General features: G+C 66.6%; 18 protein-coding genes, 1 tRNA gene and 2 pseudogenes. 9 read left to right on the top strand and 12 right to left on the bottom strand.

All coding sequences use genetic code 11. From position 1 onward, the window contains the following. Positions 1-75 precede the first annotated feature (75 nt). Positions 76-300: a hypothetical protein gene (locus OL239_RS02260; RefSeq protein ID WP_268910555.1), complete on the bottom strand. Its 225-nt coding sequence runs from the start codon at positions 298-300 to the stop codon at positions 76-78. Positions 301-466: 166 nt separating this feature from the next. Here OL239_RS02260 and OL239_RS02265 point away from each other — a divergent pair, with 166 nt between their 5' ends. Further along, positions 467-982 (top strand): mycothiol transferase, encoded by a 516-nt coding sequence (locus OL239_RS02265; RefSeq protein WP_268910556.1) that lies wholly within the window; start codon positions 467-469, stop codon positions 980-982. Between the two features lie 82 nt (positions 983-1064). Here the strand turns inward: OL239_RS02265 and OL239_RS02270 are convergent, their stop codons facing one another. After that, positions 1065-1484, bottom strand: a complete 420-nt coding sequence (locus OL239_RS02270) for a four-helix bundle copper-binding protein (RefSeq protein WP_268910557.1) — start codon at positions 1482-1484, stop codon at positions 1065-1067. 211 nt (positions 1485-1695) lie between these two features. On the opposite strand from OL239_RS02270, the gene OL239_RS02275 reads away from it, so the two are divergent. Next, positions 1696-1768 (top strand) — tRNA-Ala (locus OL239_RS02275). A gap of 76 nt (positions 1769-1844) precedes the next feature. On the opposite strand, the gene OL239_RS02280 is transcribed toward OL239_RS02275, so the two are convergent. From OL239_RS02280 to OL239_RS02300, 5 genes are all read right to left on the bottom strand, one after another. Beyond that, a complete protein-coding gene (locus OL239_RS02280; RefSeq protein ID WP_268910558.1) occupies positions 1845-2990 on the bottom strand; it encodes an amidase in 1146 nt (381 codons plus the stop codon). Next, complete coding sequence (locus tag OL239_RS02285; protein ID WP_268910559.1) at positions 2924-3280, bottom strand: amidase family protein; 357 nt, start codon at positions 3278-3280, stop codon at positions 2924-2926. Before OL239_RS02285 ends, OL239_RS02280 begins: the two co-directional genes overlap by 67 nt. A gap of 361 nt (positions 3281-3641) precedes the next feature. Further along, a complete protein-coding gene (arfB, locus tag OL239_RS02290) occupies positions 3642-4064 on the bottom strand; it encodes an alternative ribosome rescue aminoacyl-tRNA hydrolase ArfB (protein WP_268910560.1) in 423 nt (140 codons plus the stop codon). A 50-nt stretch (positions 4065-4114) separates the two neighbouring features. Then, complete coding sequence (locus OL239_RS02295) at positions 4115-5401, bottom strand: Y-family DNA polymerase (protein ID WP_268910561.1); 1287 nt, start codon at positions 5399-5401, stop codon at positions 4115-4117. 75 nt (positions 5402-5476) lie between these two features. Further along, positions 5477-5833, bottom strand: coding sequence for a LexA family protein (locus OL239_RS02300; RefSeq protein WP_268911642.1), 357 nt, complete (start codon positions 5831-5833; stop codon positions 5477-5479). 227 nt (positions 5834-6060) lie between these two features. Between OL239_RS02300 and OL239_RS02305 the strand changes: the two are divergent. The 3 genes and pseudogenes from OL239_RS02305 to OL239_RS02315 all read left to right on the top strand — a co-directional run bounded on the left by OL239_RS02305 (position 6061) and on the right by OL239_RS02315 (position 8640). Then, a pseudogene (locus tag OL239_RS02305) lies at positions 6061-7001 on the top strand (ATP-binding cassette domain-containing protein). Continuing rightward, positions 6998-8062: a hypothetical protein gene (locus OL239_RS02310; protein WP_268910562.1), complete on the top strand. Its 1065-nt coding sequence runs from the start codon at positions 6998-7000 to the stop codon at positions 8060-8062. The pseudogene OL239_RS02305 and the gene OL239_RS02310 overlap by 4 nt, the downstream one beginning before the upstream one ends. Further along, on the top strand, positions 8044-8640 hold the full coding sequence (locus OL239_RS02315; RefSeq protein WP_268910563.1) for a hypothetical protein: 597 nt from the start codon (positions 8044-8046) through the stop codon (positions 8638-8640). The genes OL239_RS02310 and OL239_RS02315 overlap by 19 nt, the downstream gene beginning before the upstream one ends. On the opposite strand, the gene OL239_RS02320 is transcribed toward OL239_RS02315, so the two are convergent. The 3 genes and pseudogenes from OL239_RS02320 to OL239_RS02330 form a co-directional block, all read right to left on the bottom strand. After that, positions 8637-8906 (bottom strand): hypothetical protein, encoded by a 270-nt coding sequence (locus OL239_RS02320; RefSeq protein WP_268910564.1) that lies wholly within the window; start codon positions 8904-8906, stop codon positions 8637-8639. The two genes, OL239_RS02315 and OL239_RS02320, sit on opposite strands and share 4 nt — an antisense overlap. Positions 8907-8919: 13 nt before the next feature. Then, a pseudogene (locus tag OL239_RS02325) lies at positions 8920-9180 on the bottom strand (PadR family transcriptional regulator); the annotation flags it as partial. Between the two features lie 72 nt (positions 9181-9252). Beyond that, positions 9253-9933 carry a DUF6308 family protein gene (locus OL239_RS02330; protein WP_268910565.1) on the bottom strand — a complete coding sequence of 227 codons (681 nt, stop codon included), beginning with the start codon at positions 9931-9933 and terminating at the stop codon, positions 9253-9255. Between the two features lie 79 nt (positions 9934-10012). Here OL239_RS02330 and OL239_RS02335 point away from each other — a divergent pair, with 79 nt between their 5' ends. From OL239_RS02335 to OL239_RS02345, 3 genes are all read left to right on the top strand, one after another. After that, the gene (locus tag OL239_RS02335) at positions 10013-10558 is read left to right on the top strand and encodes a GNAT family N-acetyltransferase (RefSeq protein ID WP_268910566.1); all 546 of its coding nucleotides are present in this window, start codon (positions 10013-10015) and stop codon (positions 10556-10558) included. A gap of 65 nt (positions 10559-10623) precedes the next feature. Next, complete coding sequence (locus tag OL239_RS02340; protein WP_268910567.1) at positions 10624-11559, top strand: ABC transporter ATP-binding protein; 936 nt, start codon at positions 10624-10626, stop codon at positions 11557-11559. Further along, positions 11556-12434, top strand: coding sequence for an ABC transporter permease (locus OL239_RS02345; RefSeq protein WP_268910568.1), 879 nt, complete (start codon positions 11556-11558; stop codon positions 12432-12434). Before OL239_RS02340 ends, OL239_RS02345 begins: the two co-directional genes overlap by 4 nt. A 1-nt stretch (position 12435) precedes the next feature. On the opposite strand, the gene OL239_RS02350 is transcribed toward OL239_RS02345, so the two are convergent. Both OL239_RS02350 and OL239_RS02355 read right to left on the bottom strand, forming a co-directional pair. Further along, the gene (locus OL239_RS02350) at positions 12436-13020 is read right to left on the bottom strand and encodes a GNAT family N-acetyltransferase (protein ID WP_268910569.1); all 585 of its coding nucleotides are present in this window, start codon (positions 13018-13020) and stop codon (positions 12436-12438) included. Between the two features lie 18 nt (positions 13021-13038). Further along, positions 13039-13527 carry a GNAT family N-acetyltransferase gene (locus tag OL239_RS02355; protein WP_268910570.1) on the bottom strand — a complete coding sequence of 163 codons (489 nt, stop codon included), beginning with the start codon at positions 13525-13527 and terminating at the stop codon, positions 13039-13041. Between the two features lie 190 nt (positions 13528-13717). On the opposite strand from OL239_RS02355, the gene trxB reads away from it, so the two are divergent. Beyond that, positions 13718-14695, top strand: coding sequence for a thioredoxin-disulfide reductase (trxB, locus tag OL239_RS02360; RefSeq protein WP_268910571.1), 978 nt, complete (start codon positions 13718-13720; stop codon positions 14693-14695). Positions 14696-14699 lie beyond the last annotated feature (4 nt).

The following is a 14699-nucleotide window of genomic DNA, read 5'->3' on the forward strand; positions in this document are numbered from 1 at the left end:
TATAGGCCCGCCGGAATAGCTTTTCCAGCAAGAGAAAGCTTGCCTAACCCGCTTTATAGCCGGGAAAGAGGCCGGTCACGGCATGCGGCGGCGGCTCAGCAGCCCGGACATGAGGAACGCCAGGCCGATGGCCAGCGGCCACCACGTGTACATGCTCAGCGTTTCACCCAGGAAAGCGACGACGAGGATGCCGAGCATGACGGTAATGACCAGGGTCATGCCCACGACAATCCGGACTCTCCCGCGGTTTGCGGACGGCAGGGGTGGAAGCCAGGGAGGACGCTCATCAGTCCAGCTCATATGGCAATGTTATGGCTGCGGCGGGCAGAAAGAACCCGGGTCCGCACTGATTTTTGAAGCACAACGGTTCTGCGCTTCCGCCCTTTCCCGGCCGTCCCGCGCATGAAAGGATGGCGGCGATCCTGCCGCAGGCCGGCGCCGAAACGGACCCTTGGAGCTCACCGCCATGGAACAGAGCGATTTACTCATTGATGCCTTCGGCCGCCTGCCCCAGGCAGTGCGCGGAGCGGTGCACGGACTGGACGCGGCAGCCCTAAACTACCGTCCGTATCCGGCGGGGAACTCCATCTCCTGGCTGATCTGGCATTTGGCGCGGAGCGAGGATGCCCAGGTTGCTCCCCTGGCCGGACACGAACAGGCCTGGACCGCCGAAGGCTGGTACAGCCGGATGGGCCTGCCGCTGACGGTGGACGATACCGGTTACGGGCATGATTCCGGGCAGGTCGGCCTCGTCCGGGTGCAGTCGGCGGATGTCCTGCTGAACTACTACGGGGCGGTGCATTCGCGCACAGCCGCCTTTGTCTCGGGTGTGTCCGGCGGGGACCTGGACCAGGTGGTGGACACCGCCTGGGATCCACCGGTCACCCTGGGCGTCCGGCTGGTCAGCGTTCTGGGGGACGGACTCGAACACGCGGGACAGGCGGCCTACCTGCGCGGCATGGTGCTGGCCACGGGAACCTAGACCAGCCGGCGCCGTCGTCCCGGGTGCTTGTTCCTGTCCCAGGTGCTTGTTTCTGTGGAGGCGCGTTTGCTTTCGAAAACAGTCAGCCCCGTTCCATGATCACCAGCAGCTGTCCGCACATTTCCGCGCACCGGCGGCAGGTCTCGGCGCAGATCCGGCAGTGTCCGTGCTCAGCGGCATGCTGCTCGCACTCTTCGGCGCACTGATGGCAGGCGGACGCACAGGCACGCAGCAGGGCGGCGGTGCTTCCGTCGTATCCGCCGTACCGGGTTCCGGTGCGGGCCACGGTGGCCCCGGTGGCGGCGCAGATGTCGGCGCAGTTCAGGTCCGTCCGGATGCACTCCACCATGTCGCCCAGCATGTCTTCGCTCAGGCACGCATCGGCGCAGGCGTTGCAGACCTGGACGCAGTCAAAGCACGCGATGACACAGCTGGTAACAGCCAGCAGGTCGGTTCCGGCGCCGTCGGGCCGTTCGCTAAGCACATCTTCGATGAGGGACATGGCACTGCTCCTTTGCGTTTCTGCGTTTCGCTGAGTACAGGTGCGGATCCGGCGCTGTCAGGATAGCCCGGGGTTCGGCGTCGGAGGCAGGGCCAGCGCCGGTTCAGGCCCCGGGCGCACTCGTTTGGCAGCTGCGATTTGCGCGGGGGTACGGGCGCGGGTCTAGAATCGGGGTTAGCTCTCCGGAGCCGCCCGGCTGGTGCCCGGGGACGGGGCTTTAGCTCAGTTGGTAGAGCGTTTCGTTCGCAATGAAAAGGTCAGGGGTTCGATTCCCCTAAGCTCCACCGTTTGAAGAGGTCTGCTTCCTTACAGATAAAGGGAAGCAGGCCTCTTTTTGCGTTTGCGGCCGGCACCCGCCGGTCACCAACCCTGGTAGCCGGTGGCGACCCGCTGCCACGGCGCCGCCGCCTCAAGCTGGCCGGCCAACCGCAGTAACAGGTCCTCGCGCGCGAGGTCGGCCATCAGCTGTACGCCCACGGGCATTCCGTTGTCATCGGTACCAATCGGAAGTGAGATGGCCGGCTGCCCCGAGAGGTTGAACATGTTGGTGCAGACCGCGAAGCGCGAGGTCCGCGGCCCCATTGTCTCCGGATCCCTCACGTCCAGATAACCCAGCTTCGGCGTGGTCTGGGCCCGGGTAGGCAGCAGAATCACGTCCACTCCGTCGGGTCCGAACTGCTCGGCGACGCGCCAGCCGGTGCGCTGCGCGGTCTGCAGCGCCTTGGCGAGGTCGGAGGCGGCGTTGTTCCTGGCGCTGTCCAGGGTGGCCCGGCTCCACGGCTCGATGTCGTCGTCGGCCAGTTCCCGTCCCAGCGCGGCGAGGCGGTCGTTGATCTGCGCCTGCGTTTCCGCCGCCATGATGGTCCCGCCGGCGGCGAGCACCTCCATCATGTCCAGGCCCAGCTCGATCTCGCGCACCTCGTGACCCAGGTCGGTCAGCAGAGCGGCAGCACGGTCGACGGCGGCCGTGCAGGCGGCGTCGGTGGGGAACGGGCCCGGTGCGATCCGGATCAGCCCAATACGCAGGCGGCCGGCGTCGGCGCCCACCTCCTCGAGGAACGGGCGCGGCGGGGTGGGGGCGCCGAAGGAATCGCCCGGATGGTGGCCGGCGACCGCGTCGAGCAGGGCGGCACTGTCACGAACCGTGGTCGTCAGCGCGTGGTGGTATGTGACGGGCGAGGCAAGCGCGATGGGATTTGGCCACGCGGGCACCCGGCCACGGCTCGGCTTGAGGCCGACCAACCCGCACATGGCGGCCGGAATCCGGATCGAGCCGCCGCCGTCGGTGCCGTGCGCCACCGGGACCATGCCCGACGCCACGGACGCCGCCGAACCGCCGCTGGATCCGCCCGTGGAGTATTCGGTGTTCCAGGGGTTGTGGCACGCGCCGTACAGGAGCGGTTCGGTGGTGGTGGTCTTGCCGAACTCCGGCGCGTTGGTCATCCCCAGAACCACCATGCCCGCGGCCTTGTAACGCTGCACGACGGTGCTGTCGACGGTCGCCACCACGTCCGCGAACAGCCGCGACCCGTCCGTGGCGGGCAGCCCTTGACGTCGGTGCCGAGGTTCTTGATGAGGATCGGCACTCCCCGCAGCGGCCCGTCGGGCAGGCCTGCCTCGACCTCGGCGCGGGCCTCGTCGAAGCGGGTCGCGACCACGGAGTTGAGCTGAGGGTTGAGCTCCTTGATACGGCTGATCGCCTGTTCCAGGACCTCGGCGGCGTTGGTGGCCCCGGAGCGGATGTCGGCAGCGATCGCGAGTGCGTCGCGCGGGGACTGAGCAGGGGAGTCGGTCATGGCGGTTCCTTTCGGCGGGAGAGCCGTACTCGGGGTGTCGTGTCCCCGGGGCAGCACCGGTGAAGCCGGAAATGCGGGACTGCCACGGATGAGATTCGCCGCCCGCACCTGCGCCAAGGGTAGGCCGGGCTCGCCCCGGCGGGCTAGGTTGGCTACCCGCCGGGGGCGCCAAGAGCGTGAAGTCATGCTGTGAAAGAACTGCGCGGACGGCGCCGTTCACCGGGGCCTGCGGCTCACACCGACTGATGGCGTCGTGGTCAAAAGGCAGGCCTTTCGCTTCCGCCTCCGGCACTGGACGGGCTCCGGAGCCGGGTTCATGGTGCAGGAGGAACGGAGAACACGCCTGCTTCCGCTGCAGAGGCTAGTCGGACGGCGGACGCCTCCGCTGCTGTTTTGTAGCAGCCCGCTGCTTCTTGGCATCGAGCCGCCGGTAATTTGAGCCCCGAGTAGCCTTGGTCTTTCTTCGGCGGGCCGGCTCGGGGGCCAGACCATCCGCCACTAACTCAGCCAGCTTGGTCAGGGCTATCTCCCGGTTGCGCAGCTGTGAGCGTTGTTCGGAGGCGGTCACCGTGACCACGCCGTTGATCAGGCGACGCTGCAGGCGGTTGAGCAGCAGCTCCCGCTGGCCGTCGGACAACACCGCCGACTCGGCGATGTTCCAGGATACGGAGGCGCGGCTGTCCGAGGTGTTCACGTGCTGGCCGCCCGGCCCGGAGGAGCGGGAAAAGCGCCAGTTCAACTCCGATGCCGGGATCGTGAGCGCGGACGAGACCAACAAATCCATGTTCCCAGCGTCCCACGGCTCGGGCTGCGAGCCCTTCCGCTGGAAGAATATTAGACCGCCTTCACCACGGGCAGGTCCGACCACTCGGTGGTGTAGCGCGGCGAGGCAAAATTCCGCGCCATGGTCCAGTCCGGCTTCTTCGATGCCATCCCGGCCAGCCCCAGGCCGATGCTGGCGGCGCCGTACTTGTCGGTGACCTTCGCCAGCAGCGGGCCGATGTCTTTCTGCTCCGGTCCGGCATCGAAGAGGTCAAACACCGGCTCGGCACCGGCAGGGGAGAGGCCGGTGAGCATGATTCCGGCCTTGGCATACCGGGCACCCTCAACTGCCTGGGAATCCATGGCCGTTATTGCGGCCCGGGTGAGCACCAGCGGATCAGCAGTGGGCCGCTGGAGCCGGACGGTGGCGGAGGGGGAGGAGGCTTCAGTGCCGCTGAACCGCGATGTGGAAGCGAAAACGGTCATCACGGTGGCGAGCTGCCCTTCCTTCGCCAACCGGATGGCGGCCTTCTGCGCGTACAGGCTCATGACCTGGCGCATCGACTCCCGCGTTCTCACCGGCGTCGCGAAGCTGCGTGAAAAGAGCACCTGCTGTTTGTCGGCGGATTCGGTTTCCATCGGAATGCAGGCGGTGCCGTTCAGTTCCAGCACCGTCCGCTGCAGCACCACCGAGAACTTGCTGCGGATGACGGCGGGATCCGCGTCGCGCAGGTCCGCCACAGTGTGGATGCCCAGCGCGTTCAGCCGTGTGCCGTTGCGCGCGCCCACGCCCCACAGGCCGGTGACCGGAACCCGGGACATGATGGTGTCGACGACGGCGCCACCCAGGGCGTCGAGGTTGCACACCCCGCCCAGGTGGGGATTTTGCTTGGCGATCCGGTTGGCGAACTTGGCCAGGGTTTTCGTGCTGCCGATCCCCACGCAGACCGGCAGGCCGATGTTCCGCGCCACTGCCGCCCTAATCTCGGTTCCCCGGCTGCGCAGCTCCTCGTCGGTGCCTTGCAGGTGCAGGAAGCACTCATCGATGGAGTAGATTTCCTGCTCGGACGAAAAGCGCGCCAGCAGCTGCATCACGCGCGAGCTCAGGTCTCCGTACAGCTCGTAGTTGCTCGAGCGCTGCACCAGGCCGAGTTTCGGAGCGGCCTCGGCCAGCTTGAACCACGGCTCTCCGGTCTTGATGCCCAGAGCCTTGGCCTCATCGGAGCGGGCCACCACGCAGCCGTCGTTGTTGGACAGCACCACCACGGGAATGCCGGCGAGCGACGGATCAAAGACGCGCTCGCAGGAGACGTAGAAACTATTCACGTCCACCAGGGCGAACCGCTGCTGCTCAGCCACGGCGAACCCCTTGGCTGCGGGCGCGTCGGTCGGTGGCACGCCGCCTGGCGTCGCCCCGACCAGCGATGCGAATGGTCAGACGTGGTGCAGGCACCGGGTCACCACGCCCCACACGGACAGCTCGGCCGGATCCGGCACCGGAATATCCGTTGATCCGGGGCTGTCGGCATGGAGGAAGATTCCGTGCCCGGTGAGCAGCAGCCGCCGGATGGTCAGTTCACCGTTCAGGACGGCGACGACGACGGATCCGTCCTTGGGGGTCAGGGACCGGTCCACGATAATCTCGTCGCCGTCGCTGATACCGGCGCCGTGCATGGCATCACCGGAAACCCGCATGATAAACGTGGACGTTGCATCCCGGATCAGGTGCCGGTTCAGGTCGATGCCGGCGTCGTAATAGTCCTGGGCCGGGGAAGCAAAACCGGCCGGCAGAGTCGGGGAGCGGCTCGCTCCTACGGCTTCCCCGCCGCCCGGGCGCGGGGAAGGGTTTGAGGAAAAGACTGCCACGACCCCGCCTCTCTAGAACACACTTTCGAATGTCTTCAGGTTAGCACCGCAGTGAGGAAACAGAAGGGCATGTACCCGGTGAGGCCACCTGCCTACCATGGGTACACCCGCGCTGTCCCTCAACTTCCACCGGATCCCACCCGGAGCTCCCCATGAACCGGCCCGCCATCGAAACCGCCAAGCTCGTGAAAACGTTCGGCCCCACCCGGGCCCTGGACGGCTTCTCCCTCACCGTCGAGGCTGGCCAGGTGGCCGGTTTCCTGGGACCGAACGGTGCGGGCAAGTCCACCGCCATCCGCGTGCTGCTCGGCGTCCTGCGCGCTGACGCGGGCACGGCACGGGTCCTCGGTGCCGATCCGTGGCGCGACGCCGTCAATGTCCACCGGCGCATCGCCTACGTTCCCGGGGACACCAGCCTCTGGCCCAACCTCACCGGCGGCGAAGCGATCGACATTTTCACCCGGCTGCACAACGGCGGCCGGCACGGCAGCAAGGGGAAGGGAACGCCAACACTCAGCGGCGGCAGGAACTGCTGGAGCGCTTCGAACTGGACCCCACCAAAAAGGCGCGCACCTATTCCAAAGGCAACCGGCAAAAAGTTGCCCTGGTCGCAGCGCTGGCGTCCGATGCCGAACTGTTTCTCCTCGACGAGCCCACCTCCGGCCTGGACCCGCTCATGGAAGCCGTGTTCACCGACGAGATCCGATCCCTGCGGAACCAGGGCCGCACCGTCCTGCTGTCGAGCCACATCCTCGCCGAGGTGGAAAAACTCTGTGACACGGTGACCATCATCCGGGCCGGACGCGACGTCGAAACGGGCACCCTTTCGCAGCTGCGCCACCTGACCCGTTCCGCCGTAACTGCGACGACGACGGCGGATCCCGCCGCCCTCTCGGCCGCGGAGGGCGTGCACAACCTCAGTGTCGGGGACGGCTACCTGCGCTTCGACGTCGACAACGCCCGCGTCAACGAGGTGCTGCTGCTCTTGGCGGAGGCCGGCGTCGAGAACCTGACCATCACCCCGCCGTCGCTGGAGGAACTGTTCCTGCGCCACTACGGTGATGCGGGAGCGGTGGAAGAGGCAGCAAAGTGAGCACCGCCGTCGCGCCCCGCGGCACCGCCGAGCAAAATGCCTCCGCCCCCTGGGCTGCCACCGGCGGGCTGCTGCGCCTGAACCTGCGCCTGGACCGGATCCGAATCCTGGTCTGGACCGCTGCCGTGGGCCTCGGCGTCGCCGGTTCGATGGCGACCTTCGAGACCACCTACACCACGCCGGAATCGCTGCAGGCCCGGGCCAACCTGCTGGCCAATCCGGCAACCGTCATGATGACCGGACCGGCTTTCGGGCTCCAGGATTACACTTTTGGCGCGATGGTGGCCAACGAGCTTTCGCTGTACCTCTACCTTGCCGCGGCCATCATGAGCATTCTCCTCGTGGTGCGGCATACCCGCGGCGAGGAGGAATCCGGGCGGATGGAAATGCTGCGCGCCCAGCGGGTGGGACGCTTCGCCCCGGCCGCTGCCGCGCTCCTGACCGTCGCCATCGCCAATGCCGCCGTGGGAGCAGCCACCGCAGCGGCCCTTGCGGGTTCAGGGCTGGAGGGTGCCAGCTCGCTGGCCATCGGTGCGGGCACAGCGCTTACCGGCCTGGTGTTCGCCGGTGTTGCCGCCGTGGCGGCGCAGCTGACCGAACACGCCCGCGGGGCGGTTGGGATGGCCATGGCGGTGCTGGCCGCGGCCTTCCTGATCCGCGGGATCGGGGATGTCATCAACAACCAGGGCTCCTGGCTGTCCTGGTTCTCACCCTTGCCTGGGCCCAGCAGACGCGCCTGTATGTGGACCTGCGCTGGTGGCCGCTCGTGGTGTCAGTCCTGGTGGCCGCCGGGCTTCTGCTGCTGGCTGTGCTGCTGGCCGGACAGCGCGATCTGGGTGCCGGACTGCGTGCGCCGCAGCCCGGCCCCGCTGCAGCTCCGCAATCTCTGCTGTCCCCGGCCGGACTGGCGGACCGGCTGCTGCGCGGTTCCTTCACCGTCTGGACGGCCTCGGCGTTTCTGTTCGCCGCGGCCTTCGGCACGCTGGCCAACTCACTGGAAGATTCCTTTGCCGACATCCCTGAACTCACGGAGTGGATCGCCGTGGATCTTGCGAACCTGACCACCAGCTTCGCCTCCGCCATTCTCTCGTTCCTGATGGTGGCTCCGCTGGTTTTCAGCGTCACCGCGGTGCTTCGCCTGCGCGCCGAAGAGGACGCCGGACGCACGGAACAGATGCTGGTCACCGGCAGCTCGCGGGCCGGGCTGTTGGCCGGATGGCTGGCCGTGGTTGCACTGCAGTCCGTCGTCATGACGGCGGTGGTCGGGCTGGGCGCCGGGCTGGGCGTCGCTGCCGGCACCGGCGACGCCGGCTGGGCCGGAGAACTGACGCTGGCCGCGCTCGCCTATCTTCCGGCGATCGCCCTGGTGGCAGCCATTGCTGCCGCGCTCTTTGGCCTCGCCCCGCGGATCACTGCGCTGGCGTGGGCGGTGGTCGTCTGGGCGGCAACCGTGCTGTTCCTCGGATCGCTGCTCGGCCTGCCCGAGTGGGCCATGGACCTTTCCCCGCTGACGCACGTACCGCAGGTGCCCGGCGCCGAACCGGAGGCGGCGCCGCTGCTGATCATGAGCGGATTTGCCGCAGTGCTGGTGGCGGCCGGATTTGCGGGGTTCCGCAGCCGGGACGTCGGCTCCGCCTAGGGCTGGCCCGCGGGAGGCGAGGCGGGCACCGACGTAACTGCAGGGTTGGGCGAACCTGGCACGGAGATGGACTCGCCGGTCATCGAGAACAGCGCCAGCGTGGCCAGGATTCCGATGATCAGGACGACCACCAGCAGGACGCCGCTGATAACAGTCACCACCCAGGCGCTGCGGGGGCGGGGACGGCGCCGGACCAGGGCAACAACGCCCAGTACGAAGGCCAGGCCGGCCAGCGGGAAAAACAGGGGCGGCAGACCGGAAAACATTCAGTGCTTCCTCGCCGGCGGGGGTGACGCTGTAGTACCGGCGGGGCGGTCCGGTTGCCGACTCCTGCCACGTCGTTTCGACCAACCCGCGTTTCCGCAGCCGGACCAGCAGCGGATACAGGGTTCCCTCGCTGGTGAAGAGCGAGGGGTATGCGGCCAGATCGGAGGCAAGTTTCAGGCCGTATGAGGGCTCGCGGCGCAACTGGGACAGCACGCAGTACTCAAGGACACCCTTGCGCAGCTGCACCAGCACGTTCTCGCGGCCCGACTCCATGGTGAGGAGGGCTAGCACCGACTACCTTGCATCGATAGGTACCGGGTGAACTATTCCCCGAACGGGAACCGTTCAGGTTTCCAGGTCCTCGGCCTGCGGCTCGAAACCCTGCCGCTTGCCGTGCATCCAGAGCACGATGTCCAGCTCCCGCAGATCCGTAATCGGCTCGGTGATCCCGGACTTGGCCCGGATCTCGGCCAGCCGCTCGGCCAGCACGCCGTCAGCGTAGGACGTGTGCCAGTAAAGCCACTGGTCCTTGGGACCGGGCAGCGCGGTCACCCGGCGGATGATGGAGTCGTAGACCGGGATGAGCCGCGGCCGTTTCCGGGCCATGATCTTGCTGGTGGTGCTCGGACCGGCACCCCAGCCGGCGTCGTCAGCTTTGCCGCGGAGGAGGTTCCACAGCTGGCGGGCGGGGCTGGCGGTCCCCAGATCCCGCACCGGATCGGCGTCGGGCAGGTCCACGTCTGCGGGAATCTGCGCCAGGAGATCGGAGATTTCCTCCGCCCGCGTCTCCAAAACGGCTATTGCGGTCCTCGGCGGAATCTTCACCGACCGGAAGGACGCTGCTATGAGGTCATCTGCGGTAATCCGGTTCACGGTCCCGGGGGCATCGCCGCCGCCGGACCAGGAATCAAACCGGGAGCTGCTGCGAACCTTTCCTGTCCGCGGCATAAGCTCGGTGAAGAAATCCCGCAGATTCTGCGCTGCCGTATCAACGGTGATTTCGCCCGTCGAAATAACGCGTTTCATGGTTCCCCCGTCGGTGGGTTGGAAAGTTCCAAAGCAGGTGTTGTTTCCACACCCTACTGTCGTTCTATAGAGTCCCACCATGCCCATTACCTTCAGCCCCATGGCCAAATCCGAGCAGGAGGCCGGCGATCTGGTCCGGTTCCTGACGACCAACCGGTTTCCCTTCCATGTGCGGCCCCGCCATTCGGAGGAATCAGCGCGTGAAGCCGTGGCCGGCGGCCGCTTCTGGTCGGAGGAATCTCAGGGCTACTGGATAAACGACGGCGGCTCCCGGATTGGCCTGGTGGTCCTGGACGATCTCGACGAAGACACCCCCATGTTTGATTTACGCCTGGCCGAGGAGTTTCGCGGCAAAGGGCTGGGACCGAAGGTGCTCACCGCGCTGTGTACCAAAGTGTTCGAGCAGTTTCCGGAACCGGTGCGGTTCGAGGGCCAGACGCGGGAGGACAACATTGCCATGCGCAAAACCTTCCTCCGTGCCGGATTCCTGAAGGAAGCCCACTACCGTCTGGGCTGGCCCACTGCTGAAGGTCCCCGGGTAGCCTCTGTCGCCTACGCCATCCTGCGTCAGGACTGGGAAAGCAAGGACACCACATGGTTTGAATGGGATGACCTGCCAGCCTGAACCGGCGCTTCCCGTAGACTCTGGCGCAATACCAACCGGCCGCCGGCCGAGAAATTCGGGGAATTTTGGCTGCGAGCACGGAGACAGCAATATCTGTCCGCGGACTGACCAAGAAATACGGTGCCACCACCGCCGTCGACGACTTGTCCTTCGAGGTGCAGGCCGGCAGCGTCTTCGCTTTCCTGGGCACCAACGGCGCCGGCAAATCCACCACCATTTCCTGCCTGACCACCGTCATTCCGTTTAACGCCGGGGAAGCATCGGTCGACGGCGACGACGTTCGGACCGCCGGCGGTGCCGTCCGGAAGAACATCGGCGTGGTTTTTCAGGATTCCGTCCTTGACCCGCTGCTCACCGGCCGGGAGAACCTGAAGACGCGGGCCAGATTCTATTCCGGCGACGCCGCAGCCAATGAGGCCCGGATTCAGGAACTGAGCGTGCTGATCGGTCTCGACGAGTTTGTGGACCGGCCCTACGGGACCTATTCCGGCGGCCAGCGCCGGCGGGTGGATATTGCCCGCGCACTGCTGCATTCGCCGTCGATCCTTTTTCTTGACGAGCCCACCGCCGGCCTGGATCCGGCCAGCCGTGCGGTGGTCTGGTCCACCATCCGCGAGCTGCGGGACCGGCACGGCCTGACCGTTTTCCTCACCACGCACTACATGGAGGAGACCGAGGAGGCGGACCGGGTCTGCATCATTGACCGCGGCAGGATCATTGCCGACGGCACTCCCGCGCAGCTGCGCGCCCGGCACAGCAGTTCGGTCCTGAGCATCACCACGGACGACCGCCGTGCGCTGCTGGCGCTGGCGGCTGAGGAGGGGGCGGGACTCCGCGCGGAGGACGACGGCGGAGTGGTTCGGCTGGTGACCTCCGACGCCGCCGCTGCCCGCCGGATCCTGAACCGGCACGGAGACCACGTTCTGGACTTCGAGTTCCGGCACGGCACCATGGACGATGTGTTCCTGGCTCTCACCGGCCGTGAGGGGGAAGCAGCATGAGCGTTGTCCTCACCCTGATGTCCCGTAACCTCCGCCTGTTTTTCCGCGACCGGCTGGGAGTCTTCTTCTCGCTGCTGTCCGCGCTGATCCTGTTCCTGCTGTACACCCTGTTCCTCGGCAGCGGGCAGGTGGATGACCTGCAGCAGTCCTTTCCCGGCGCCACCGAAGCCGAGGTGAAGGCCTTCGTGGACACCTGGATGTTCGCCGGAATTGTCGGCATTACCGCCATCACCACCGGTTTGGGTGCCATGAACGTCTTTGTGGAGGATTCGGCGTCGGGCCGGTTCCGGGACTTCCTCGTCTCACCCATCCGGCGCGAAAAGCTGATCCTCGGCTATCTGCTCTCCGCCGGCGTCGTTGCCCTGATCATGACCACGGTGGTGCTGATCATCAGCCTCGCCTACCTGTACCTGGTGGACGGAGTCAGCTTCGGTGCCGGCCAAATCGCTACGGTGTACGGTTTCCTGGCGCTGAGCTGTCTGGCGTTTGCCTCGCTGAGCGCCTTTGTGGTCTCGTTTGTCCGCACCGCCGGAGCCTATTCCGCGCTCTCCACCATTGTGGGAACGATCCTGGGCTTCCTGGCCGGCGCGTATATTCCGGTGGGCGCCCTGCCCGACGGCGTGCGGACCGTCATCAACGCGCTGCCCTTCATGCAGGCGTCCATTCCGGTTCGGCAGGAAATGACGGCGGATTCACTGCAGGCCATGGCCGGTGACCAGCCCGGTGCCGTGGTCGAACTGCAGGAAATCTTCGGCATCACCGCGTCCATGGGGGACTGGACGATCACCAACAGCTATGTCGTGCTGGTCCTGAGCGTTATGACTGTCGTGTTTACCCTGCTCGCTGCCGTGCAAATCCGCCGCCGCATCGCCTGAGTTACTGAGCAGAGGCGGGCCGCGGATCGCCGGCGAGCATTGCCATGGTGATGGCATCCACCCACTCACCCTCCCAGTACAGGGCCTCGCGCTGGCGGCCCTCCACCGCGAAGCCTGCCTTCTCATAGGCGCGCTGCGCCCGCGGATTGAACGCAAAGACTTCCAACGCCACCCGGTGCAGGCCCAGGTCATCAAAAGCGTGTCCGACGACGGCGCGGGTCGCCTCGGTGCCGTACCCCTGCCCCCGGACGTCGGCGGGGGACAGGGCAATCCGGAATCCCACCGACTCGTTGTCGGCATCGAGATCGTTCAGCACCACCTCGCCCAAATACCGTTCCTTTGGGTGCTGTTCGTCGGTGCAGCGAATGACGGCCCAGTCTGCGCGGTCATGCTGTCCGGCGAGCCCGGCTAACCATGCCCGGATCTGTTCGGGGGTGAAATCCGCGTGGGTTCCGGTCAAGCGTGTGGCTTCCGTATCCTGCAAGGCAACCCATGCGCCGTCAAAGTGTTCCGGTCCCATCGGTTCCAGCCGGAGCCGGGCGGTGGTTAGGGTGGCCTGCTGGGCGAAAAGGTTTTCCTGGAGCATCCGGTCAGCCTACTGGGGTTAAGCGGCGTGGTTTCCCGCTGCCACTTCGAAAATGGTCTCCAGTCCGTCATCCTCATCCCACTGGGAACCGTTCTCCTCGAACCCGTACTGCAGCACCAGGTTCCGGGACGCTGCGTTGTCCGGACTGACGGTAGCCCGCACAGTGCGGCAAGCCAGGTCACGTGCGGCCCGGGCCAGCAACAGCTCCAGGGCGGCGCGGGCATAACCGCTGCGGCGGAACAACGGGTCCACGGAATAACCCACTTCCACCATGCCGTCCGGATCCGGCGGTCCGTGGAAACCTGCGCAGCCCACAGCCTGCCCCGATACTTGGTCGACGATCGCCCCGGTGATCCAGCAGGCGTCGTCGGGTGCTGCCGCAAGCTGGGCGCTGCGCATTTTCCACAGCGATTGGCGGTCCGAGGAAAAATGCCGGGTGAGGGGAACGGGGGAGTGCCGGTTGGCGGTTTCCAAGTCTCCTGCTGCCAGCGCGTCAATGGCAGCCACGGGCAATTGCACCAGGTGTACGGCAGGCCGCCGGGATGCGGGGTGCTGCCGTGCGGGATTCGTTGAAGGAGAGGGCATCGCTCCATTATGGCGGCGCTGGCCCGGAACTTCTTCCCGGCCGAAGCCGGGGCGGTCACACTGGGATCAGTGCGTTTGCTGTTCCCGCCAGACCGCACGCCAAGGAGCGCAGATGAGCACAGACCAGGTCATCATTCTTGGCTCCGGTCCGGCCGGTTACACGGCGGCCATCTACGCCGCGCGCGCCGGGCTCAAGCCGCGGGTGCTGGCCGGGTCCGTGACGGCCGGCGGCGCCCTCATGAACACCACCGAGGTGGAGAACTTTCCCGGTTTCCCGGACGGCATCCAGGGTCCGGAGCTGATCGAGAACCTGCGCCGGCAGGCGGAGAAGTTTGGCGCTGTTGTGCAGTACGACGACGTCGTATCCGTGGAGCTGGCCGGGCACGTCAAGCGGGTGGAGGCCGGCGGCGGCGAAAAGTACAAGGCGCGCACCGTCATTCTGGCCACGGGCTCCGCCTACCGGGAGCTTGGGCTGGATGAGGAGAAGCAGCTCAACGGCCGGGGCATTTCCTGGTGCGCCACCTGCGATGGATTCTTCTTCCGAAACCGGGACGTCCTGGTGGTCGGCGGCGGGGATTCGGCCATGGAGGAGGCACTGTTCCTGAGCCGGTTCGGCCGGACCGTCACGGTGGTTGTGCGGCGCGGTGAGCTGCGGGCCTCGCGCATCATGGCGATGCGGGCGAAGAGCCACGAGAAGATTCGGTTTGAGTGGAACAGCGAGGTGACCGCCGTCCACGGCACGGACAAAGTCACCGGAGTGACCCTGACCGATACGGTGACGGGCGACAAGCGCGAGCTGTCCACTGACGGAGTGTTTGTCGCCATCGGCCATGTGCCGCGCACCGAGCTGCTCCACGGACAGGTGGACCTGAACCCGGAGGGCTACATCTGCGTTTCGGCTCCCACCACTGCCACCTCCGCCGACGGCGTCTTTGCCTGCGGCGACGCGGTCGATCACCGCTACCGCCAGGCCATCACGGCTGCCGGCACCGGCTGCGCTGCAGCCCTCGACGCCGAACGGTACCTGGCGGCAGTGCAGGACGCCGACAGCATTGCCACGGCGCTGGTGGAGGGAACGCCCAGCGAGTGAGGCC

Source organism: Arthrobacter sp. ATA002 (genome assembly GCF_026898095.1).
Lineage (GTDB): Bacteria > Actinomycetota > Actinomycetes > Actinomycetales > Micrococcaceae > Arthrobacter_B.